This window comes from Bradyrhizobium sp. USDA 4541 (genome assembly GCF_024171085.1).
GTDB classification, from domain to species: Bacteria; Pseudomonadota; Alphaproteobacteria; order Rhizobiales; family Xanthobacteraceae; genus Bradyrhizobium; species Bradyrhizobium australafricanum.
Genome location: NZ_JALJZF010000001.1, coordinates 4346238 through 4366679 on the forward strand (window position 1 = coordinate 4346238; position 20442 = coordinate 4366679).

Below are 20442 nucleotides of genomic sequence, written 5' to 3' on the forward strand. Positions count from 1 at the left end.
CTTCCAAAACGAGTGACATCACGTGAACGATATCGTCTGCATTTCGCCGGTCGACGGCAGCGAGGTTGCCCGGCGGCCCGTCGCAACGGGTGCCGAGGTCGCCGCGGCTCTCGCGCAAGCACGGAAAGCGCAGCAGGAATGGTCGAGCATATCGCTCGCCGAGCGCAAGGCCATGATGCTCGCCTTCCTGCACGAGATGCGGGCGCAGAACGACGAGGTCGTTCCGGAGCTCGCGATGCAGATGGGCCGGCCGGTGCGCTATGGCGGCGAACTGCGCAGCCTGGAGGAGCGCGTCCGCGTGCTGGTCGAGCTCAGCGATGAAGCGCTGGCGCCGATCGTGCCGACCGGGCAGCCCGGATTCCGCCGCATGATCAAGCGCGTTCCTGCCGGCATCGTGCTGGTGATCGCGCCCTGGAACTATCCCTATCTCACCGCGGCCAACACCATCGTGCCGGCGCTGCTGGCCGGCAACGCCGTGATCTTGAAGCATGCCGCGCAGACCCTGCTGGTCGGTGAGCGCTTCCAGGCGGCACTGGACCGGGTCGGCCTGCCCAAGGGGGTGTTCAGGACGCTCACGCTCGACCATGTCATGACCAGTGAGCTGATCTCATCGCGCTCGGTCGACCATGTGAACTTCACCGGTTCGGTCGCCGGCGGCCGGACCGTCGAGCGAGCGGCGGCCGGGACATTCATCAGCCTCGGGCTAGAGCTCGGCGGCAAGGATCCGGCCTATGTGCGGCCGGATGCCGATTTCGATTTCGCGGTCGAGCAGCTCGTGGACGGCGCCTTCTACAATTCCGGCCAATGCTGCTGCGGCATCGAGCGGATTTACGTGCATGAGCGGATCTATGACTCCTTTGTAGACGCCTTTGCCGGCCTGACCGCGCGCTACCGGCTCGGCAACCCGCTGTCGCGGGACACGACGCTCGGCCCGATGGCGGCGACACGCTTTGCCGATACCGTCCGCGCCCACATCGGCGAGGCCGTCGCAAAAGGCGCGCAGCCTCTGATCGATCCGGCCCGGTTCCCGGCGGACAAGATCGGTACGGCCTATCTGATGCCTCAGGTCCTGGTCGGCGTCGATCACTCCATGCAGGTGATGATGGAGGAGAGCTTCGGGCCTGCGGTCGGCCTCATGAAGGTCTCCTCCGATCAGGAGGCGGTTGGCCTAATGAACGACAGCCCCTATGGCCTGACTGCATCGGTCTGGACCGAGGACGCCGCCGCAGCCGAACGTATCGGTGACGGCATCGCAACGGGCACCGTATTCATGAACCGCTGCGATTATGTCGATCCCGCCCTGGCGTGGACCGGCCTCAAGGACACCGGACGTGGTGTCGGCATGTCGCGCCTCGGCTTCGAGGCGTTGACCCGCCCAAGATCATTCCACCTTCGCATCGAGCATTGAGAGCAGCACATGGACGTTCAGATCACCGGCGCCTGGAATTTTCCGACGCGCGTCGTTACCGGCGCGGGCCGCATTGCCGAGCTTCCCGAGGCGTGCCAGACCAACGGCCTCACCAGGCCATTGCTGGTCACCGATCACGGGCTTGCCAAGACCGATCTCATCGCCAGCATCGTCGACCGTGTGCGCGAGGCGGGCATTCCGCTCGCCGTGTTTTCCGACGTGAAGACCAATCCGACCGAAACCAACCTGACGGCCGGCGTCGAAGCCTTCAAGGCCGGCGGTCATGACGGCGTGATTGCGGTGGGCGGAGGTTCGGCGCTGGACGTCGGCAAATGCGTGGCGTTCATGGTGGCGCAGTCGCGCCCGGTCTGGGATTTCGAGGACGTCGGCGATTGGTGGACGCGCGCCAACACCAAGGGCATCGCGCCGATCATTGCGGTGCCGACGACGGCAGGCACGGGGTCCGAGGTCGGCCGCGCCGGTGTGATCACTCGTGAGGATACCCATGAGAAGAAGATCATCTTCCATCCCATGATGATGCCCAGGATCGCAATCGAGGATCCCGAGCTCGCGGTCGGTCTCTCGCCGTTTCTCACCATGGCAACCGGCATGGATGCGCTGTCGCACTGCTTCGAGGCCTACTGCGTCAAGGCATTTCACCCGCTTGCCGACGGCATCGCACTGGAGGGGATGAAGATCGTCGATAACTATCTGTCGCGCGCGGTCGAGAACGGTCGCGACCTCGAAGCGCGCGCCTACATGTTCGCCGCGGCCTCGATGGGAGCCACCGCGTTCCAGAAGGGGTTGGGCGCGATCCACTCGATATCCCATCCGGTCGGCGCCCGATACGATACCCATCACGGGCTGACCAATGGTGTGGTCTTCCCTTATGTCCTGGTCTGCAACAAGGCTGCGATCGCCGACAAGATTCCGCACATTGCCCGCGCGCTCAACCTGCCGAGCCAAGACTTCGATGCCGTGCTGTCCTGGCTGCTGGCCTTCCGCAAGAAGCTCGGCGTGCCGCATACGCTCGCCGAGCTCGGGGTGAAGGAGACCGACGCCGGAACGATCGCGGCCGATGCCGTCAAGGATCCGACTGCGGGTGCCAATCCGCGGCCGTTGACCGAGCCGGAGTTCAAGCAGCTGACGCTGGCCGCCATTCGAGGCGATCTTGGAAGCTGAGCCGTGCTGAGGCTGCTCGTTCTCGAGGGCAACACGCTGGCCGGACGGCGACGGATCGCCGAGACGGCGGGCGCAATGCCTGCGGAGAGCTATGCGGCGGTCCTGCGGTCGCTTGCACCTCGCGTCGTCGTCGACATCGCGACACCGGCGGATGCGAGCTTCGCGCTGCCGCAACCGCTCGAAGCTTACCACGGCATCGCGATCACCGGGTCGGCCCTCAATATCTACCAGCGAGAGGTCGAAGCGCTGCGGCAGATCGACCTCGTGCGCGAGATCTTCGTTCGCGGAGTGCCAATGTTCGGCTCGTGCTGGGGCTTGCAGCTCGCCACGGTCGCAGCGGGCGGCGAGGTCGGTCTCAACCCGGCGGGGCGCGAGGTCGGGTTCGCGCGAAGGATCATGCTGACGGCTGAAGGCCGCGCTCATCCCATGCATGCTGGCCGTGCGGCGGTGTTCGACGCGCCGGCCATCCACAGCGATATTGTCACCCGCCTTCCGCAGTCCGCAACCGTCACCGCCTGGAATACCATGTGCGAGGTTCAGGCGGCGGAGATCCGTTTCGGTCGCGGGCTATTCTGGGGCGTGCAGTATCATCCCGAATATCGCTTGCACGACGTCGTCGCCGTCATCCGGCGCTACGGACAGCTCCTGGTTGACGAGGGTTTCTTTGCCGATCTGGACGCGCTCGCGCGTTATGCCGCCGACCTCTCGGCGCTCGAGGCGGACGAACGGCGTGGCGATCTCGCCTGGAAACTGGCACTTCACCGCGACATTCTGAGCCATGATTGCCGGCAGACCGAGCTGAGGAACTGGATCGCATCGCTGGAGCAGACATGACCGCATTGCATGACCTCATCGCGCGCTTTGCCAGGATCGGTGCGACCGACGACGGTGGCGTGTGTCGGCTGGCTGGAACGGCGCGCGACAAGCAGGCGAGGGACCTCTTCTTGCACGAGATCGCCGATCGCGGCCTTGTTCCGAGGATCGACGCGATCGGCAATCTATTTGGCGTGGCGATGCTGGCGCCGGCGTCCACGGACGTCGTCATGACCGGCTCGCACCTCGATTCCCAGCCGACCGGAGGACGATATGACGGGGTCTTCGGCGTGCTCGCCGGAATCCTCGCGGTCGAGGCCGTCAGGGAGCGTTGCCGTGCCAATCCCGGCGCCGCGCGACGCAACCTCGCCGTCGTGAACTGGACCAATGAGGAGGGGGCCCGCTTCCAGCCCAGCCTGACCGGCAGCTCGGTTTTCGCCGGCGCCCTGAGCCTGAAGGATGCATATGCGTGCAGCGACGCAGAGGGCGTCACCCTGGGCGAGGCGCTGTCCGCGATCGGCTATTGCGGGACGACGCCGCTCGAACACAATCCGGTGCGCTATGTCGAGTTGCATGTGGAGCAGGGCGATCGCCTGGAGCAGGCGGCTGGCGACATTGCCGCAGTGTCCGGCGCGTGGATGACGCGCAAGATATCGGTGATGTTCGAAGGCGACTACTCGCACACCGGACCGATGCCGATGGCGCTCCGCCGCGACGCACTGCGCGCAGCGGCCCGGGCTATCGAGGCGCTGTACCAGGAGGTCGCGAGGGAGACTGCGGGCGCCCATGCCTCCGCGGGGCGCATCAGCGTTTATCCCAACTCGCCGAATGTCGTGGCGGGCCGTGTTCGGGTCTGGTTCGAGATCCGGCATGAGGCCGAAGCCGTGGTCTCGGCGATCAGCGATCGCTTTCTGAAGCGAATCGCGCGTGAGTCGGGCGAGATCGGCGTTGGTATCTCGATCGCTGCCGACGAGAGGCGAGCGGGGACCGTGCTTGATCCCGGCGGCGTGGCACTGGTTCTTTCTGTCGCCGCGGATCTCGGTTTCAAGGCCATGACGTTCAAGACCATCACCGGCCACGACGCGCTGGCCATCCAGAAATCTGTTCCGTCCTCGCTGATCTTCGTCCCGAGCGAGGGCGGGCTCAGCCACAATCCGCGCGAGTTCACGGCGCCCGCGGCCCTCGACAAGGGCTACGCGGTGCTGACCGAGGTGCTGTGGAGAATGGTTACCGCGAAGGCGTGAGGCATTTCGGGTGGATGATCCTAAATGGGCGATGAAGGGACACCACCCGACAAGTAACTGATTTGCTGGTGGGTCCGGCGGGACTCGAATCTGCAACCAGACCGTATGAGCGACGATCGCGTTTCTTCGCGAGGAAAGCCGACCAAGGCGAAGCGGACCGCCGAGATCGGTTTGGACCCATATGACGGACCTCGTGCGCATTGAGCCCAGTTACGGAACCAGTATCGCAATCGATAAACTTCGATTTGCTCTGCAAGCCTTTCTTTTGAACGAGCCGATAAACGCTTCGGGCACGAAGGATTATTTCGGGATGATGTTGAGCAGGAATTCGGCGATGGTCTGCTCTTTGGCTTTGCCGGCGTAGACCGCAACGGCCGGCCACGGCGATGCCGCAGAAGAAGCCATAGCCGCGGCGGGCGGATAACGGTAGTCATCCCTTAATGATGAGGCGCCCCAGGAACGCATTGCAGGCCCGCTCGGCTTCAGCGAACGAACTGAAGGGAGACCCGGATACGTGAGCCGCTGGCATATTCAGAAAGTCGGGGCGATATGATGCAACAAAGCCCGGCTCTCCATGCAATCCAGGTCCACTCCGGCTCTCGTTGCTGATGACGAATGAATAGTCGTCGCTGCTTGCGATCCAAATCTCCAGTTCAGTATCGACTCGGCGGAAGTGCAGGGCCATTTCACCCTCACAAACTTTGGTCCTCCGTGATCATCCACATGGGACGCTTAGTCTGCTTTTGTGCGGTTGGCCGCTTCTGCCTCCCGCGCCAGCCGTTCGGCCTTTAGGCGCTCTCGATTATCATGGACCGCTTTTTGCGCTTTGGCGTAATCCGTCATAGCATCCTTCGGCCTGACAGTTTTGAATGCCTTGTTTGCTTCGCGTTCCGCAGCCGTCGGCGCCCGTCGGTCTCGCTCTTTAATCATTGTTGACCTCCCATTTGGGCTGACTCATTCAACGCGCGAAGCAAGCTTTCGATCCTATTATGGGGCAATGATCTTGAGGCTGTGATCATTTTAGATTTCTGTCGCGGCGTACCCTTGTGAAACCGCTCCGGCCTTTTGATGAGCTTGCGCTTGCGGCTGGCCTGATCGTCTTGGCTGGCTGTACTGTCGGTCACCTTGTGGATTGCGTCGCCTGCCAATTCGCGGGCGCGCTCCCTGGGGCTGTGCCGTTCAGCGCGCAGCGCCGTGGGCGATACAGTTAGCTCGAACTCGATGAGCCGGCGGACGTCCTCAGAGCGGCCGGGAGTATCGTCCTGCTTTGCCGCCCAGGCATCGACGACAGCCCGTAGGTCGGCTGGCAGGCGAATTACGACTGTCCGGCTTGTGCATCGTCCCGGGATGTCGAGACAGGCGATGGCGCGACAATCGCGGCGCACCCAGCATGGCATGAAATCACCCGGAGTTTGGCAGGATATCACCTTGCCGGATGTGGTCCGGATTCTAATGCTCGGAGCCTCGGAACAGAGACGTCCTGAGCCCCGAATCCCTGCGGCGCAACGCACGCGGAAGGACGCGACGGTCGGAAAATGTCTCTGAGGGAGGAATCGGATGCCACAACTGTCGCCCGAGCGCACGCGAAAAATCCTTGCCGATAGCGCGTTCAGAGAGCTCGTCTCAGGCCGCGCGAGGTTGCGATGGTGGCTCTCCATCCTGACGCTGGTCATGTTCTTCGGCTTCATTGCGCTGATCTCGACCGCAAAAGCCGCGCTCGGCGCGAGTTTCGCCGGCAGCGCGATGCCGCTCGGCTTCGCGCTCGCCCTTCTCATGGTTGCGGCGATCATCGCTTTCACCGCCTTCTATGTTCAGCGCTCGAACACGCGCTTCGACGAACTCGCGCGCAGAGTCAATCGGGAGCTCGGCCGATGATCGCCAGATGGCTGCTGATCGCACTTTGCGTGGTGTTTCCATTCGCGGCGATGGCCCGGGGCGCGCCCGCCGCGGCGGCGCGTGGGCCCGACTGGATCGCGATCGGAATGTTCCTGATTATCGTCGCCGTCACGCTCGTCATCACCTGGCGCTCGGCCGGCAGCACCGGATCGAAGGCGGGCTTCTACACCGCCGGACACGCGATCACGCCGGTGCAGAACGGTCTGGCGACCGCTGGCGATTTCCTGTCGGCGGCCGCATTTCTCGGCATATCCGCGCTGGTCTACGCCAACGGCTTCGACGGCTTCATTTACGCGCTCGGCTTTCTCACGGGATGGCCGATAGTGCTGTTCCTGATGTCGGAGCGCATGCGCAATCTGGGCAGCTACACCTTCGCGGATGCCGCCGCGTTTCGCCTGCAGCGGACGCCGGTCCGGCTCGTCGCCGCGACCGGAAGTCTCGTCGTTGTGCTGTTCTACCTGATCGCGCAGCTGATCGGCGCGGGCAAGGTGATCCAGCTGCTTTTCGGCATCAACTACATCTTCGCCGTGCTCGGCGTCGGCGTGCTGATGATCCTTTATGTGATCGTGGGTGGCATGCAGGCGACCACTTGGGTTCAGATCACCAAGGCGGTGCTGCTGCTGTGCGGCGGAACGCTGCTCGCGCTGGCTGCCCTGTGGCATTTCGAGTTCAGCCTCGGACGGCTGCTGGAGGCCGCAAGCCACGTCCATCCCAAGGGAGCCGCTATTCTGGTCCCCGGCGGACTGTTCGCCGAACCGGTGTCCGCCATCTCGCTCGGCCTCGCGCTAGTGTTCGGCACCGCCGGCCTGCCGCATATCCTTATGCGGTTCTTCACGGTGAAGGACGCCGCCGCGGCCCGCAAATCGGTGTTCTATGCGACGGCCTGCGTCGCGTATTTCTGCTGGATCATTCCGGTGCTGGGCTTTGCCGCCGCGGCGATCCTTATGACGGATCCGAGCTATTTCAATGTCGCGGCATCCGGGCAGTTCAACAAGATCGCCGATCTGGTCGGCGGGCCGAACATGGCGTCGATCCATCTCGCCCACGCGATGGGCGGTCCGCTGCTGCTCGGATTCATCTCCGCGGTGGCATTCGCGACCATCCTTGCCGTCGTCGCCGGCCTGACGCTCGCCGGCGCCTCCGCCGTCAGTCATGACATCTACGGCCAGGTGCTGGCCGGCGGCAAGGCATCCGAAGCGCGCGAACTGCTGGTCTCGAAGGTCTCGGCTGTGGCCATCGGCGTCGTTGCGGTTCTGCTGGCCTACGCCTTCGAGAACCAGAACGTGGCGTTCATGGCCGGACTTGCGTTGTCGGTGGCCGCGAGCTGCAATTTTCCGGTGCTGGCGATGGCGATGTTCTGGCGTGGCACCACGACGCGCGGCGCCGTCGCCGGCGGTCTCGCGGGCCTCGTCGCGTCGGTTGTGCTGGTCGTGCTGAGCAAGACGGTCTGGGTCGCCGTCCTCGGCTTTCCGACGGCGCTGTTCCCCTACGACAATCCGGCTCTGGTCTCGATGCCGCTCGCCTTCCTGTTCGTCTGGCTGTTCTCGGTAACGGATCGCAGCGAGCGCGCTGCGCGCGAACGCGAGGCGTTTGCGGCGCAGTTCATCCAATCCGAGATCGGAGCGGCTTTGGCCAGCGAGCGGCCGGCTCTCGCAGCCGCAGCCTCGTGACAATGGACGGCACGGATCGAGGAACCTGGAAGGCAGCATGACCAACGCAGTTCAACTCGACGAGACCCACGACCCGGCCCGGCGGAGTTTTGTCGAGACGGCTAACGGCGGCGCGACCGACTTCCCGATCCAGAATCTGCCGCTTGGCATCTTCAGCACCGCGGCCGATCCGCAGCCGCGGATCGGCACCGCGATCGGAGATTTCGTCTTCGACCTGAAGCAAGCGCTCGGTTCCGATGAGCACCTCGCGGCGCCGATCCGCCAGGCGCTCCAGCAAGGCACGCTCAATGCGCTGTTCGCGCTCGGACCTATGGCGATGCGGGAGCTGCGCCGCCGCGCCGCCGATCTGCTGGGGCAGGGCAGCGCGGCCAATGACACCAGGCGCCGCGCCTCCGAATTGCTGACGTCGATCGCGGATGCGACGCTGCATCTGCCCACACGCATCTCGAACTACACGGACTTCTACGCCGGCATCTATCATGCGCGGGCGGCGGGCGCGCTGCTGACGCCGGAAAATCCGCTTCCCGCGAACTACAAATGGGTGCCCATCGCCTATCACGGCCGTGCCTCGTCGGTGCAAGTGGGGCGCGGGATGGTGCGACGGCCACTCGGGCAACGCCCGCCCACGGTGGCGGGCGCAGCGCCGGGCTTTGGCCCGTGCGAACGGCTGGATTTCGAGCTCGAGATGGGCTTCTACCTCGCTGCCGGCAACCGGCTCGGCAATCCCGTCCCGATCGCCGAAGCATCGCAGCAGATCGTCGGCTATTCGCTGCTGAACGACTGGTCGGCGCGCGACATCCAGCGCTGGGAGATGTTTCCGCTCGGACCGTTCCTCAGCAAGAGTTTTGCTACCTCGGTGTCACCGTGGGTCGTCACGTCGGATGCGCTGGCGCCGTTCCGCGTCGCGGCGCTGGCGCGGCCGGACGGCGATCCGCGTCCACTCGACTATCTGTTCGACGCGGCCGATCAATCGCACGGCGGACTCGATGTCCACCTCGAGGTCCTGCTCTCGACCGCGCAGATGCGCGCCGCGAACCAGCCCGCCGCGGCGATTCTCACATCCAATGCCAAATACCTATACTGGACCCCGGCGCAGATGATCGCGCATCACAGCATCAAGGGCTGCAATCTGCTGCCGGGCGACCTGATCGGCACTGGCACCATTTCGGGGCCTAGGTGGTGTGGACACTTATCGCAGCCATAGGACGATGGCAGCGAGAGTGACGACGGCCCGGTAATTCCGGGCGGTCTTTTCGAAGCGGGTTGCGACGCGTCGGAACTGCTTGAGCTTGCTGAAGCAGCATTCCACGAGATGGCGCTGGGCATAGAGATGTTTGTCGAGCGGATATTTGAGGGCTCGCGAGGGGTTGTTGGGGATGACGGCGAGCGCCTTTTTGGCGGCGATGTCTTGGCGCAAACGATCGGCGTCATAAGCCGTATCGGCGATGACGACCTCGGCGGGCAGCCCCTCGATTAATGCAGCGGCTTGTGGTGCATCGCCCTTCTGGCCCGCGGTGAGCGTGAACCGCACGGGGCATCCCAAGCCGCGTACGGCCATATGTATCTTCGTGCTCAGGCCGCCGCGCGAGCGCCCGATCGCTTGATCTTCAGACCCCCTTTTTTCGCCCCGGCGGCGTGCTGATGCGCCCGGACAATGGTGGAATCGACGATCAGATATTCGAAGTCCGGATCCTCGGACATCGCCTCGAAGATGCGGCACCAGACACCCTTGCGGCTCCATCGACTGAACCGCCGGAACACGCTGTTCCAATCTCCAAAAGCCTCCGGAAGATCACGCCAAGGAGAGCCCGTACGCACGATCCAAAGCACACCTTCCACAAACATCCGGTTGTCCCGCCCGGTCGAGCCCTTCTGATCGGGCCGGCCTATGATCAGCGGCGCCATGCGCTCCCAGGCCGCGTCGCTCAACACCAAACGCTCCATCACACCCAAGGCCGCCTCCCAAAAAGAAGCCTTGAATCTGATTTGCTCTCAAAAGGGAATCCTTAGAGTCCACACCACCTAGCCCGGCGCAGCTTTCGAGCATGCTCGAGTTCACCGCCGCCGGATCACGGCCGGCCGTGCTTCCGAGCGGCGAGCGCCGCGGCTTCCTCGAGGACGGCGACGAGGTCACCTTCCGCGGCCGCTGCAGCCTGGAAGGTTTTGCGGGCATCGGCTTCGGCTCATGCGTCGGCAGGATCGGGCCCGCCGATGCCGTGATTGCCGAAAACAACCATGCCTGATGGCGGGAGGGTGATATGGAGTGTCAGTCGCTGCTAACCTACGCACAGCTCCAGAACGCGGCGCTCGATCCAGACGACTTCCGCTTCGGACAGCTCCTGACATTGGCGGTCGGGTTATCGCTGCTGCTGGTCACGCGTCTGGCGACGCTGCTGGCCGCTGCGCTGTAGGGTGACGGAAGTCCGACGGCGAGCGGTTGGTCCACTTCTTGAACGCCTTGCGGAAGCTGGTAGCGTCGGCAAAGCCGACACGCTCGGCGACCTGATCGATGGCCAGATGGGTGTTCTCGAGCAACTCTGTCGCAATCGACTGCCGCATCCCGTCGACGATCGACTGGAACGACTGCCCGTCCTCCGCCAGCCTGCGGTGGAACGTTCGCAACGACAGCCCGAGCTTGGATGCGATCTCCGGCGCGCCCGCAAATCGGCTGGGGCTGTTGAGGCAGGCGGCTCTGATCCGCCTTACTAGCTCCGATTCGCCGGGATGCTCGGTCAAGACGACGTCACAGAGCTGCTGGCAGATCTTCGCGGTGATCGGGTTTGCATTGGGGCAGCGCAGATCGAGCACCTTGGCATCGAAATGCCATTCCATGCGATCGGCGCCGAAGTCGATCGGGCAGTTGAACATCCGCTCGTAGTTGCGCCAGTGCACGGGTGCGGCAAACGGAAAGATCATCCTCTTGCTCGGGAACGGCGACTCGAGGATGCGGCTGAACACCGCGGTCATCGAGCTGCGCCAGAATTCCGCGGCGAACGGCAGCAGCTCGCCGAGCGGGTCGAGCCCATGGCTGCGAAGGATCGCGGTCGTCCCGTGCTCGATCCGGAAGCTGATCTGCCTGACCGCCGGCCCGGCCATGGTGATGTGATCGAGTGAGAACATCAGCGCTTCGCCGAATGTCCGGCTCGACACCAGCGCATAGCCGTAAATGCCGTAATCGCTGATGCGCTGCCGAGCGCCTGCGAGCAACCCTATATCAGAGCGCTTCGCCAACCGCATCGCGTTGCGGTAGATCGCCAGCCGCTGGCGGTGCGAGATGCGAGCGTGGGGATCCTCGAGCTGGGAGGCATCGAGACCGGTCCGTGCAAACAGCTCCCGAACCGACACGCCCTGCGCCGCCAGCTCGGCGGCCAGCGCGCCGAGTCCGAGCAGGCTCTGCGTCGGCGCATCGGGGTCGCTCGAGATCGGCATCACGATCTTGATCGGCTTCATGGCACTTCCTCCACGTCCGGCTGGCACAGATTGACAGGCCGACGAACGGCTCTTCCGGCCGTTTGGCAATCTTCGACATCATAATTGGCAGAGCTTGACGTTGTCACGTTTGTTATGACGGACGACATTCAAATCATCAGAACAGCGGGATCTGCGCCGGGCAGGCCCGCAGCTAGGAGACGTCTGACCGCCGTGACGCTGCGTCGAAAGCGCTGCCGGCCGGCTTTTGTATCGAGCGGAGGGAACCTGATGACGACAGTACTTCACGAGATGGACGGCAAGGTTGGCGTGGTGACGCTGGCGAAGCCGCCGCACAATTTGCTCGACGACCAGCTCATCAACGATGTGGTCGGCGCCTACCACGCGGTGGTTGCGGCCGGCTGCCGCGCTATCCTGCTGCGTAGCTCGATGCGGCACTTCTGCGCCGGCGCGGAGATGGCGTCCTGGGGAATCGGCACCAAGCTGCACACCGATCAGGCCGGTCTCGAAAAAATCTGGCGTAGTCTCGAGGATGTACCGGTTCCCACGGTTGCCGCCGTCAATGGCGGCGTGCTTGGCGGCGGGCTTGAGCTCGCGCTGACCTGCGACATGATTATCGCAGCGAACACCGCGTTCCTCGGCCAGGTCGAGGTTGCGGTCGGGTTGCTGCCGCTGCTCGGCGGCACGCAGCGCATCGCGCAACGCGCCGGCATCGCGCGGGCCAAGGAGATCGCGATGCTCGGCCGCCGTCACACTCCCGAGGCGTTCGAACGCTGGGGCATCATCAACCTCGTCGTCCCGGAAGCCGAATTGGGCGCTTCATCGATGACCATGGCCCGACAGCTCGCCGCTGGCCCGACCAAGGTCATCGCGGGCATCAAGATGCAGGCGAACCTGCAGGCGCGCGGCGGCGTCGCCGCTGCCGACGCGCGACAGGTCGAGATCAACGACATGATCTGGAAGGCCAGGGATCGCCAGCGCGGCGCCGACGCCTTCTTCGCGTCGGGCCCGGCAACAGCTGTCTTCGAGGGAGACTGACGATGTCGGCTGCGCCTCTTCAGGGATTGCGGGTGGTCGATTTCACTCGCGTGCTGGCCGGTCCGCATTGCACCAAGGCGCTGCGTGACCTCGGCGCCGAGGTCACCAAGATCGAGCCGCCGTCCGGCGACATTGGCCGCGCCGGACTGCCTTACGTCGGTGGTATGGGTCTGTATTTCGTGCAGCAGAACGCCGGCAAGCGGAATCTCAGCATCGACCTGAACTATGTTGAGGGACGCGAGATAGTCACCCGCCTGTGTAGGGGGGCCGACGTCATCGTCGAGAATTTCCGTCCCGGCACCTTGGCGCGGTTCGGCTTCAGCTACGACGACGTCCGTGCCTTCAACCCCGGCATCATCTATGTCTCGCTGAGCGGCTACGGGCAGTCGACCTCCTGGCGCAACCGGCCGGCCTTTGCGCCTACGGTGCAGGCCGAGACCGGCCTGACCTCGATCGTGCAGGACCATTTCGGTGCGGCATTGTCGGAGCCACGCGGCGATTCATGCAGCCATGCCGATGTCTATACCGGGCTGCAGGGCGTGATCGCCGTGCTCGCCGCGCTCCAGCATCGCAACCGCACCGGCGAGGGACAGCACGTCGACGTGTCGATGGCTGCGACGATGCTGTCGGTCAACGAGCGCGCCGGCGCGATGATGTCGGGGATCGACACCGACGGCGAGCCTATCGCGCTGTCGGCCAATGAGTCGCACATCTTCGAGATGTCCGACGGCACCCGCCTGACGATCGCCGCCAGCCCGATCTATTCACCGATGTTCACGCGCTACTGCGCGATGATGCGGCGAAGCGATTTGCTGGCCGATGCCCGCTACGCCACCGCTAGCCTGCGCCGGCAGAACCTCGCGCCGTTGCTCGCCGAAATTCGCGCCTGGATTACGACGTTCGAGAATCTCGAGCAGTTGCAGGTGCAAGTCAGTGAAGCCGGGCTCGCGGTTGGGCGCGTGCGCACCGTCAACGAGTTCGTGGAGACCGATTGGGCCAAGGAGTGGAATGCCGTGGTCGAGGTCGATGACCGGGCCGGCGGATTGGTCCGAATGCCGGGCAATCCCTGGATCTTCAGCCGCTCGGAACTGCCGTCGCCCGGCATGCCGGCCTATCAGGGCGAGCACAATGAAGACGTCCTTGGCCAGCTCGACTTTGCGCCCGAGAGGATCAAGGATCTGCAGTACCGCAACATCCTGCTCAGCCGGCGATAGGCGGAGCTTGTCCGGGCATGGCAAAAAGATTGCTTCAATTGGATGGAGGAGGAATCCGACGACATCGAGCGATCCGCTCCGACCTTCTCGGCACTTTCCGCAACCGACATTTCGCGACGCGAGCCTCCCGAGGCCGGCACCTAACTGGTTCCAACCCTCTGGCAGTGGAATTGCGGGCGAAAGGAGGCCTTTGACGGGGTATCAGGAGGCGACCTCGCGAGTTTGCCTGCCCGTAGGTAGAAAAGAGGGCTTCGAGAATAGTGGGCTTAGCGATGCAGCGGACCAGCGCCTCGAATTCCCGACGCCTTATCGTTTGTTGGTCCGGGCTCGCTCGAAATTTGCCTTGCCCCATTCCGACAAGAGGAAATCAAACTGGAGGTTCAATGCACGCGAGCCCTGGTGCGCCCACCAAGCTCTCATAGCTTAAGTCCGCCCTCGTAACGGTCATCCCGGCCAGCGGTCGCGTCTGTTCCGGCAACCGCTATCGCCTGCTTCCTCACGCCGCTTCCTGATCTCCGCCCTCAATTGCTTGCGCCTGCGTTTCGCACCGGCCGGCAAATCGTCGGGGCATGTCCGCTATCGCGCGCGGAATTTCGATCGCCGTTCGGCAGCGGTCTGAATCTGACGAAGTTCATCACGACAGGTCCGCGATCACTGCGCTGACAGGCGTTGGGGTGAAGGTGCGGGCTGAGCGCGGGGCGCCCTGCAGCGAGGGCGGTTGACAGGGGAGAGCGCCCACTTTAATCACCTGACTAATTAATCAATTAATTAAAGCCCAAAACCCTAGGGAAAGAATCCGCCTGATGCTGGCCGGCCAGAGACATCCGAAGCTGCTTGCCCCGCGCGGCCGCGGCCTCACTTGGCTGGAAAACAAGGTGCTCGTGCATTCCGTGCGCAGCGGCCTCGAACAGGCTGGGAATGACCTTGCCGAGCCCGCCGCACGCTTTGCCGAGCGCAACGTCAGTGTGATCACCGCGGGCAGACCGAACGCCGGAGCGACCGGCCATCGCGTCAAACCGTCGATCCCGGAAAAACCCGTGCAGCACCGCTGCAATCGCCCACGCGGTGCACGCCGCCGATCACTGCCGCCGAATCCCGCACATCAGTTCGGGCGCGCGAGCGATGCGCGCCCCGGCAGTGATGTCGCGGATCGGCGTCTGCCGCCCGAAGCAGAGTGGGCTTCGTTCACCCGTATGGAAAATGAGGAGTGAGGCGTAAACGATGGGACGTCGATCTGAGGTACTGATGGCGCAAGAGACCGCCGGCACGGACAACCGGCGCGTGATCCAGGTGGTGTCGCGCGCATTCGACATCGTGCGTTGCTTCGAAGGTCGAAGCATACGCCTGGGAAATCGCGAAATCGCCGACCGCTGTGGTCTTCCGCGATCGACGGTCTCGCGTCTCACCTTGACGCTTACCCAGATCGGCCAGCTGATCTATCTGCCGCAAGAGCAGAAATATGCTCTCGGTCCCCACGCCGCCGCGCCCGGCGCGCCGTTGTTTGCGCAGGGTTGCGACAAGCCTGCCTGCGCCGACGAGCAGCAACTCCGCCAAGTGCCGCGCTTCGGGTACTTCGAAGATCAGCGCAACTCGATTGCCGAGCCGCTTGCAGTGACGCCACACCGTTGATGCCTCGCGGAAACGGCTGGAACCACCGGCACGAGCGCAACTAACGATACATTCGAAGCAAAGGGAAACGCATGTCTGAAGCATACATCATTGACGCTGTTCGCACGCCGCGCGGCATCGGCAAGCCGGGCAAGGGGGCGCTGTCGCACCTGCATCCGCAGCATCTGGCCGCGACGGTGCTCGGCGCGCTCAAGGAGCGCAACAAGCTCGACACGTCGACCGTCGATGACATCATCTGGTCGACATCGACTCAGGAAGGCAAGCAGGGCGGCGATCTCGGACGCATGTCGGCGCTCGCGGCAGGCTACGATATCAACGCCAGCGGCACGACGCTGGATCGTTTCTGCGGCGGCGGCATCACGTCGGTGAACCTCGCGGCAGCGTCGGTGATGTCGGGGATGGAAGATTGCGTCATCGCCGGCGGCACCGAGATGATGAGCTACCAACAGACCTTGGCAGCCGAGCGCTCCAAGGCCGGGCAGCCGGCGCGGATGATGGGTTCGGGCAATCCGGCGCTCGACGAGATTCACCCGCAGTCGCACCAGGGCGTGTGCGGCGACGCCATCGCGACGCGCGAGGGGATCAGCCGCGAGGCCTGCGATGCCCTGGCGCTGACGAGCCAGCAGCGCGCCAAGCGGGCCATCGATGAAGGCCGCTTCGCCAAGTCGGTGATCCCCGTCCTCAACGACGACGGCAGCGTTGCGCTCAATCGCGAAGAATTCCCGCGCCCGGAAACCACGGCCGAAGGACTGGCTTCGCTGAAGCCGAGCTTCGAGCAGCTTGCCGATTTCGACCTCGGTAACGGCACGACGTTCAAGAAGCAGATCCAGCGCCGTTACCCGAACCTCGACTGGAAGGGCGTGCATCATGCCGGCAACAGCTCGGGCGTGGTGGACGGCGCCGCCGCGGTGCTGATCACGTCGAAGGAATATGCCGAGAAGCACGGCCTCAAGCCGCGCGGCCGCATCGTGGCCTATGCCAACCAGGGTGACGATCCGACCCTGATGCTCAACGCGCCGGTTCCGGCGGCCAAGAAGGTACTCGCCAAGGCCGGCCTGACCAAGAACGACATCGACGTCTGGGAGATCAACGAGGCCTTCGCGGTCGTCGCCGAGAAGTTCATCCGCGACCTCGAGCTGGACCGCGAGAAGGTCAACATCAATGGCGGCTCGATCGCGCTCGGCCATCCGATCGGCGCGACCGGATCGATCCTGATCGGCACGGCGCTCGACGAGCTCGAGCGCAGCGGCGGACGCTATGGCCTGGTCACCATGTGTGCCGCCGGCGGCATGGCACCAGCCATCATCATCGAACGCATGTGATCGCGAAAGGATATTGCCATGAAACTCGATTCATCGGTCGCCGCCGTCGTCACCGGTGGGGCTTCCGGCCTTGGTGCTGCCACCTCGCGCGCGCTGGCTGCGCAAGGCGTGAAAGTCGCGATCTTCGACTTCAACGAAGAGAAGGGTGAAGCAATCGCCAAGGAAATCGGCGGTGTGTTCTGCAAGGTCGATGTCACCTCGGACGAGCAGGTCGATGCGGGCTTTGCCAAGGCCCGCGCGGCGCATGGCCAGGAGCGCATCCTGGTGAACTGCGCCGGCACCGGCAATGCGGTGAAGACCGCCGGCCGCGACAAGAAGACCGGCGAGCCCACCCACTTCCCGATCGACGCCTTCAACCGCATCATCCAGATCAACCTCGTCGGCACCTTCCGTTGCATCGCCAAGTCGGCGCAGGGCATGCTGTCGCTGGCTCCGCTGGAGCACGGCGAGCGTGGTGCGGTCGTCAATACAGCCTCGGTCGCGGCCGAAGACGGCCAGATGGGGCAGGCGGCTTACTCAGCCTCGAAGGCCGGCGTCGTCGGCATGACCCTGCCGATCGCGCGCGATCTGATGGCCGAAGGCATCCGCGTCAACACCATCCTGCCGGGCATCTTCAACACCCCGCTGCTGCAGGGCGCACCGGAAAACGTCAAGGCCGCGCTCAGCGCGTCGGTGCCGTTCCCCAAGCGTCTCGGCATGCCGGAGGAATATGCGCATCTGGCGCTGACCATGATCACCAACGGCTACTTCAACGGTGAAGATGTCCGTCTCGACGGCGCCATCCGCATGGCTCCGCGTTGAGCGATCAGGAGACCAAAGCGATGTCCGAAGAAACTCCGGTCCTCACTGAAGTCCGCGGACCGATACTGATCATCACCCTGAACCGGCCGGAAGCCAAGAACGCGGCCAACCTCGCCCTCTCCAAGGGCGTGGCCGCGGCGATCGACCGGCTCGACGCCGACGATTCCCTGAGCGTCGGCATCATCACCGGCGCCGGCGGCACATTCTGCTCGGGCATGGACCTCAAGGGGTTCCTGAAAGGCGAGCGGCCGTCGATCCCCGGCCGCGGCTTCGCCGGCCTCACCGAGGCCCCGCCGAAGAAGCCGCTGATTGCGGCTGTCGACGGCTACGCGCTCGCCGGCGGGATGGAGATCGCGCTGTCGTGCGACATGATCGTCGCCAACCGCAACGCGAAGTTCGGGATCCCCGAGGTGAAGCGCGGACTTGCGGCCGCTGCCGGCGGGCTAATCCGCATGCCGCGCCAGATGCCGTTCCGTGTGGCGATGGAGTTCGCATTGACGGGCGAGTTCTTCGGCGCCGAGCGCGCCCATCAACTCGGCATCATCAATCGCGTGACCGATGGCCCGGCGCTCGACGCCGCGCTTGAGCTCGCGGCAGCGATCGGCGCCAACGGCCCGCTCGCCGTCAAGGCATCCAAGCAGGTGATCGTCGAATCCCGGCTCTGGCCGGAAGATGAGATGTGGAAGAGGCAGCAGGAGATCGTCGGTCCTGTCTTCGTATCCGAGGATGCCCGCGAGGGCGCGGCTGCCTTTGCCGAAAAGCGCGCGCCGAACTGGAAGGGCAAGTAGGGCATCGCCTGTTTCGATGACGGGGCGTCGGTTTTGATTGCAGCAGAACCGGCGCTCTAAACTTTTTACGATGCCTCGCCGTACGTCGGTGGGCTTCCACGAGAGCGCTATTGGGTGATTGATGCGCAGCTTTACCGAAGACCAGGTCATTTTCCGCGACTCCTACCGCAAGTTCCTCGCCAGCGAGATCACGCCTCACATGGAGGAGTGGCGGGAAGCCGGCATCGTCGACCGCAGCGCGTTCAAGAAGGCCGGCGACCTCGGCTTCCTGATGATCTGGCCCGAGGAAAAATATGGCGGAATGGGCGACGAGGACTTCCGCTATGAGCAGATCATCATCGAGGAGACCGCGCGCTCGGGCTGCAAGGGCTGGTTCAACACGCTGCACAGCCGACTGGTCGGTTCTTACTTCAAACGCTTCGGCACCGAGGAGCAGCGCGACCGGTTCCTGCCGAAATGCGTCAGCGGCGAGACCATCCTGGCGATCGCGATGACCGAGCCCGGCGCGGGCTCAGACCTCGCCGGCATGCGGTCGACCGCGGAAGACAAGGGCGATCATTTCCTGCTCAATGGCTCGAAGACCTATATTTCCAACGGCATCAATTCCGACGTGGTGATCGTCGCGGCCAAGCTCGCGGGCGCCGAGAAGAAGCATGCCATGGTGCTGCTGATCGTCGAGCGCGGCATGGAAGGTTTTGAGCGCGGCCGCAATCTCAAGAAGATGGGCATGCCGGCGCAGGACACTGCCGAACTGTTCTTCAACAATGTGAAGGTGCCCAAGGCCAACGTGCTGGGAGAACCCGGCAGGGGCTTCTACTGTCTCATGGAAGGCCTTGCCGAGGAGCGGCTGATCTCCGCGGTCGGATCGATCGCCAATGGCCGCAAGGCGTTCGACATCACGCGCGCTTACGTGATGGACCGCAAATTGTTCGGCCGGCCGCTCGCCGAACAGCAGAACACCCAGTTCCGCATGGCGGAGATGGATGCCGAAATCGATCTCGTGCAGCTCTATGTCGATCACTGCGTGGCCGAGCACAATGCCGGACGCCTGACCAGCAATATGGGCGCCAAGGCTAAGATGATGTCGTCGGAGGTCGAGTGGAAGATGCTCGATCTTGGCGTCCAGTTGCACGGCGGCGCAGGTTACATGGATGAATATCCGATCAGTCGCATGTTTACCGACGCGCGCGTCAATCGAATCCTCGCTGGAAGCTCCGAAGTGATGCGGCTGATCATCGGCCGCGATGTCTTCTCGGAGCACTACAAGAGCATTCTGGACTAGCCGGTCACCACGACCGGCTATCTGCCTCCGCTCCGCATCAGCCGCGGGCCTGCCGCAGTGGTTCGCGCGCATGCTCCTTCGAGCGCAGCAATGCATCGACGAAGATCGGCTCCCAGGAGCGGATGTGAGTGCGCAGCAGGGTGGTCAGCGCCTCGGTCTCGCCGGCGAGCGCGAGCTCGATCAACCGGTAATGTTCGGGCACTGACGCTTGCTGCCGCTCGTGGCCCGCGCGGGAGCTGATGCCGTAGAGCCGCATCTTGTCGCGCAGCCCCATCACCGTGTCGGTCAGCAGGTCGTTGCCGGCGGCGGCGATGAACTCGCGATGATAGTTGCGGTCGGCTTCCAGATAGAGCTGGACGTCGTCGGTCTCGACGGCCCTGGCGATCTGGTCGGCCCAGCCGCGCACGATTGTTAGATCCTTCGGCGGATTGGTGGCGACCAGCACGGCGGCGTGCAGCTCGAGCACTTCGCGCATGTCGAACAGATTGCGCAGTTCGGTCAGCGTCGGCTCGACCACCTTGAAGCCGCGGTTGCGCATCGGCTCGACCAGACCGCCGCGGCTGAGCTCGAGCAGCGCCTCGCGCACCGGCGTCGAGGAGACGCCGAGGCTCGCCGCGAGACTCGGCACCGAATACATCGTGCCCGGAAGGCTCTGCCCGGAAATGATCTCGGCCCGCACCCGCTGCAGCACCTGTTCTCGTAAATTCTGGTCCATCGGTGGTCGTG

Annotated in this window: 21 protein-coding genes and 1 pseudogene; 17 read left to right on the plus strand and 5 right to left on the minus strand. The window is 64.2% G+C overall.

From position 1 onward, the window contains the following. Positions 1-22 precede the first annotated feature (22 nt). The 4 genes from J2R80_RS20335 to J2R80_RS20350 are packed head-to-tail and all read left to right on the plus strand — an operon-like array spanning position 23 to position 4647. Entirely contained in the window at positions 23-1408 is a 1386-nt protein-coding gene (locus J2R80_RS20335; protein ID WP_253639288.1) for an aldehyde dehydrogenase family protein, read from the plus strand. Positions 1409-1417: 9 nt separating this feature from the next. Further along, positions 1418-2590, plus strand: coding sequence for an iron-containing alcohol dehydrogenase (locus J2R80_RS20340; protein WP_057020603.1), 1173 nt, complete (start codon positions 1418-1420; stop codon positions 2588-2590). A 3-nt stretch (positions 2591-2593) separates the two neighbouring features. Next, positions 2594-3424: a type 1 glutamine amidotransferase gene (locus J2R80_RS20345; protein WP_141339851.1), complete on the plus strand. Its 831-nt coding sequence runs from the start codon at positions 2594-2596 to the stop codon at positions 3422-3424. Beyond that, positions 3421-4647 (plus strand): Zn-dependent hydrolase, encoded by a 1227-nt coding sequence (locus J2R80_RS20350; RefSeq protein ID WP_253589684.1) that lies wholly within the window; start codon positions 3421-3423, stop codon positions 4645-4647. The genes J2R80_RS20345 and J2R80_RS20350 overlap by 4 nt, the downstream gene beginning before the upstream one ends. Positions 4648-4947: 300 nt before the next feature. On the opposite strand, the gene J2R80_RS20355 is transcribed toward J2R80_RS20350, so the two are convergent. Then, the gene (locus J2R80_RS20355) at positions 4948-5112 is read right to left on the minus strand and encodes a hypothetical protein (protein WP_158074243.1); all 165 of its coding nucleotides are present in this window, start codon (positions 5110-5112) and stop codon (positions 4948-4950) included. A gap of 267 nt (positions 5113-5379) precedes the next feature. Further along, a complete protein-coding gene (locus J2R80_RS20360; RefSeq protein ID WP_076834229.1) occupies positions 5380-5577 on the minus strand; it encodes a hypothetical protein in 198 nt (65 codons plus the stop codon). A 627-nt stretch (positions 5578-6204) separates the two neighbouring features. On the opposite strand from J2R80_RS20360, the gene J2R80_RS20365 reads away from it, so the two are divergent. From J2R80_RS20365 to fahA, 3 genes are read left to right on the plus strand one after another with little or no spacing between them, the layout of a single operon-like run. Further along, complete coding sequence (locus J2R80_RS20365) at positions 6205-6522, plus strand: DUF485 domain-containing protein (RefSeq protein ID WP_083715219.1); 318 nt, start codon at positions 6205-6207, stop codon at positions 6520-6522. Further along, positions 6519-8213 carry a cation/acetate symporter ActP gene (gene actP, locus J2R80_RS20370; protein WP_256527854.1) on the plus strand — a complete coding sequence of 565 codons (1695 nt, stop codon included), beginning with the start codon at positions 6519-6521 and terminating at the stop codon, positions 8211-8213. The genes J2R80_RS20365 and actP overlap by 4 nt, the downstream gene beginning before the upstream one ends. 37 nt (positions 8214-8250) lie before the next feature. Next, entirely contained in the window at positions 8251-9417 is a 1167-nt protein-coding gene (gene fahA, locus J2R80_RS20375) for a fumarylacetoacetase (RefSeq protein ID WP_253639289.1), read from the plus strand. Here fahA and J2R80_RS20380 read toward each other — a convergent pair. Next, positions 9403-10166, minus strand: a protein-coding gene (locus J2R80_RS20380; protein ID WP_141343516.1) for an IS5 family transposase whose coding sequence is annotated in 2 segments (ribosomal slippage) — positions 9403-9828 and positions 9831-10166 — 762 coding nt in all. Because the reading frame shifts where the segments join, the coding sequence is not laid out codon by codon here. The two genes, fahA and J2R80_RS20380, sit on opposite strands and share 15 nt — an antisense overlap. Positions 10167-10258: 92 nt before the next feature. Between J2R80_RS20380 and J2R80_RS20385 the strand changes: the two genes are divergently transcribed. Both J2R80_RS20385 and J2R80_RS20390 read left to right on the plus strand, forming a co-directional pair. Then, positions 10259-10456 carry a hypothetical protein gene (locus J2R80_RS20385; protein WP_253639290.1) on the plus strand — a complete coding sequence of 66 codons (198 nt, stop codon included), beginning with the start codon at positions 10259-10261 and terminating at the stop codon, positions 10454-10456. A 15-nt stretch (positions 10457-10471) separates the two neighbouring features. Then, positions 10472-10624, plus strand: coding sequence for a hypothetical protein (locus J2R80_RS20390; protein WP_158074242.1), 153 nt, complete (start codon positions 10472-10474; stop codon positions 10622-10624). On the opposite strand, the gene J2R80_RS20395 is transcribed toward J2R80_RS20390, so the two are convergent. Further along, positions 10587-11663, minus strand: coding sequence for an AraC family transcriptional regulator (locus J2R80_RS20395; RefSeq protein ID WP_253639291.1), 1077 nt, complete (start codon positions 11661-11663; stop codon positions 10587-10589). The genes J2R80_RS20390 and J2R80_RS20395 overlap by 38 nt on opposite strands. Positions 11664-11912: 249 nt before the next feature. On the opposite strand from J2R80_RS20395, the gene J2R80_RS20400 reads away from it, so the two are divergent. The 8 genes and pseudogenes from J2R80_RS20400 (at position 11913) to J2R80_RS20435 (ending at position 19716) form a co-directional block, all read left to right on the plus strand. After that, the gene (locus tag J2R80_RS20400; protein WP_092083035.1) at positions 11913-12680 is read left to right on the plus strand and encodes an enoyl-CoA hydratase/isomerase family protein; all 768 of its coding nucleotides are present in this window, start codon (positions 11913-11915) and stop codon (positions 12678-12680) included. A 2-nt stretch (positions 12681-12682) separates the two neighbouring features. After that, on the plus strand, positions 12683-13894 hold the full coding sequence (locus J2R80_RS20405) for a CaiB/BaiF CoA-transferase family protein (protein ID WP_253639292.1): 1212 nt from the start codon (positions 12683-12685) through the stop codon (positions 13892-13894). Between the two features lie 803 nt (positions 13895-14697). After that, positions 14698-15105, plus strand: a complete 408-nt coding sequence (locus J2R80_RS20410; RefSeq protein WP_253639293.1) for a hypothetical protein — start codon at positions 14698-14700, stop codon at positions 15103-15105. A 10-nt stretch (positions 15106-15115) separates the two neighbouring features. Further along, positions 15116-15379 (plus strand): annotated as a pseudogene (locus tag J2R80_RS20415) (helix-turn-helix domain-containing protein); the annotation flags it as partial. A 215-nt stretch (positions 15380-15594) separates the two neighbouring features. Next, positions 15595-16845: an acetyl-CoA C-acetyltransferase gene (locus J2R80_RS20420; RefSeq protein ID WP_253639294.1), complete on the plus strand. Its 1251-nt coding sequence runs from the start codon at positions 15595-15597 to the stop codon at positions 16843-16845. 18 nt (positions 16846-16863) lie between these two features. Next, a complete protein-coding gene (locus tag J2R80_RS20425) occupies positions 16864-17646 on the plus strand; it encodes an SDR family NAD(P)-dependent oxidoreductase (RefSeq protein ID WP_028336964.1) in 783 nt (260 codons plus the stop codon). Positions 17647-17666: 20 nt separating this feature from the next. Continuing rightward, positions 17667-18434, plus strand: coding sequence for a crotonase/enoyl-CoA hydratase family protein (locus tag J2R80_RS20430; RefSeq protein ID WP_057020591.1), 768 nt, complete (start codon positions 17667-17669; stop codon positions 18432-18434). A gap of 121 nt (positions 18435-18555) precedes the next feature. After that, positions 18556-19716, plus strand: a complete 1161-nt coding sequence (locus J2R80_RS20435; protein ID WP_253639295.1) for an acyl-CoA dehydrogenase family protein — start codon at positions 18556-18558, stop codon at positions 19714-19716. Between the two features lie 37 nt (positions 19717-19753). Here the strand turns inward: J2R80_RS20435 and J2R80_RS20440 are convergent, their stop codons facing one another. Then, positions 19754-20431, minus strand: coding sequence for a GntR family transcriptional regulator (locus tag J2R80_RS20440; RefSeq protein ID WP_076834210.1), 678 nt, complete (start codon positions 20429-20431; stop codon positions 19754-19756). Positions 20432-20442 lie beyond the last annotated feature (11 nt).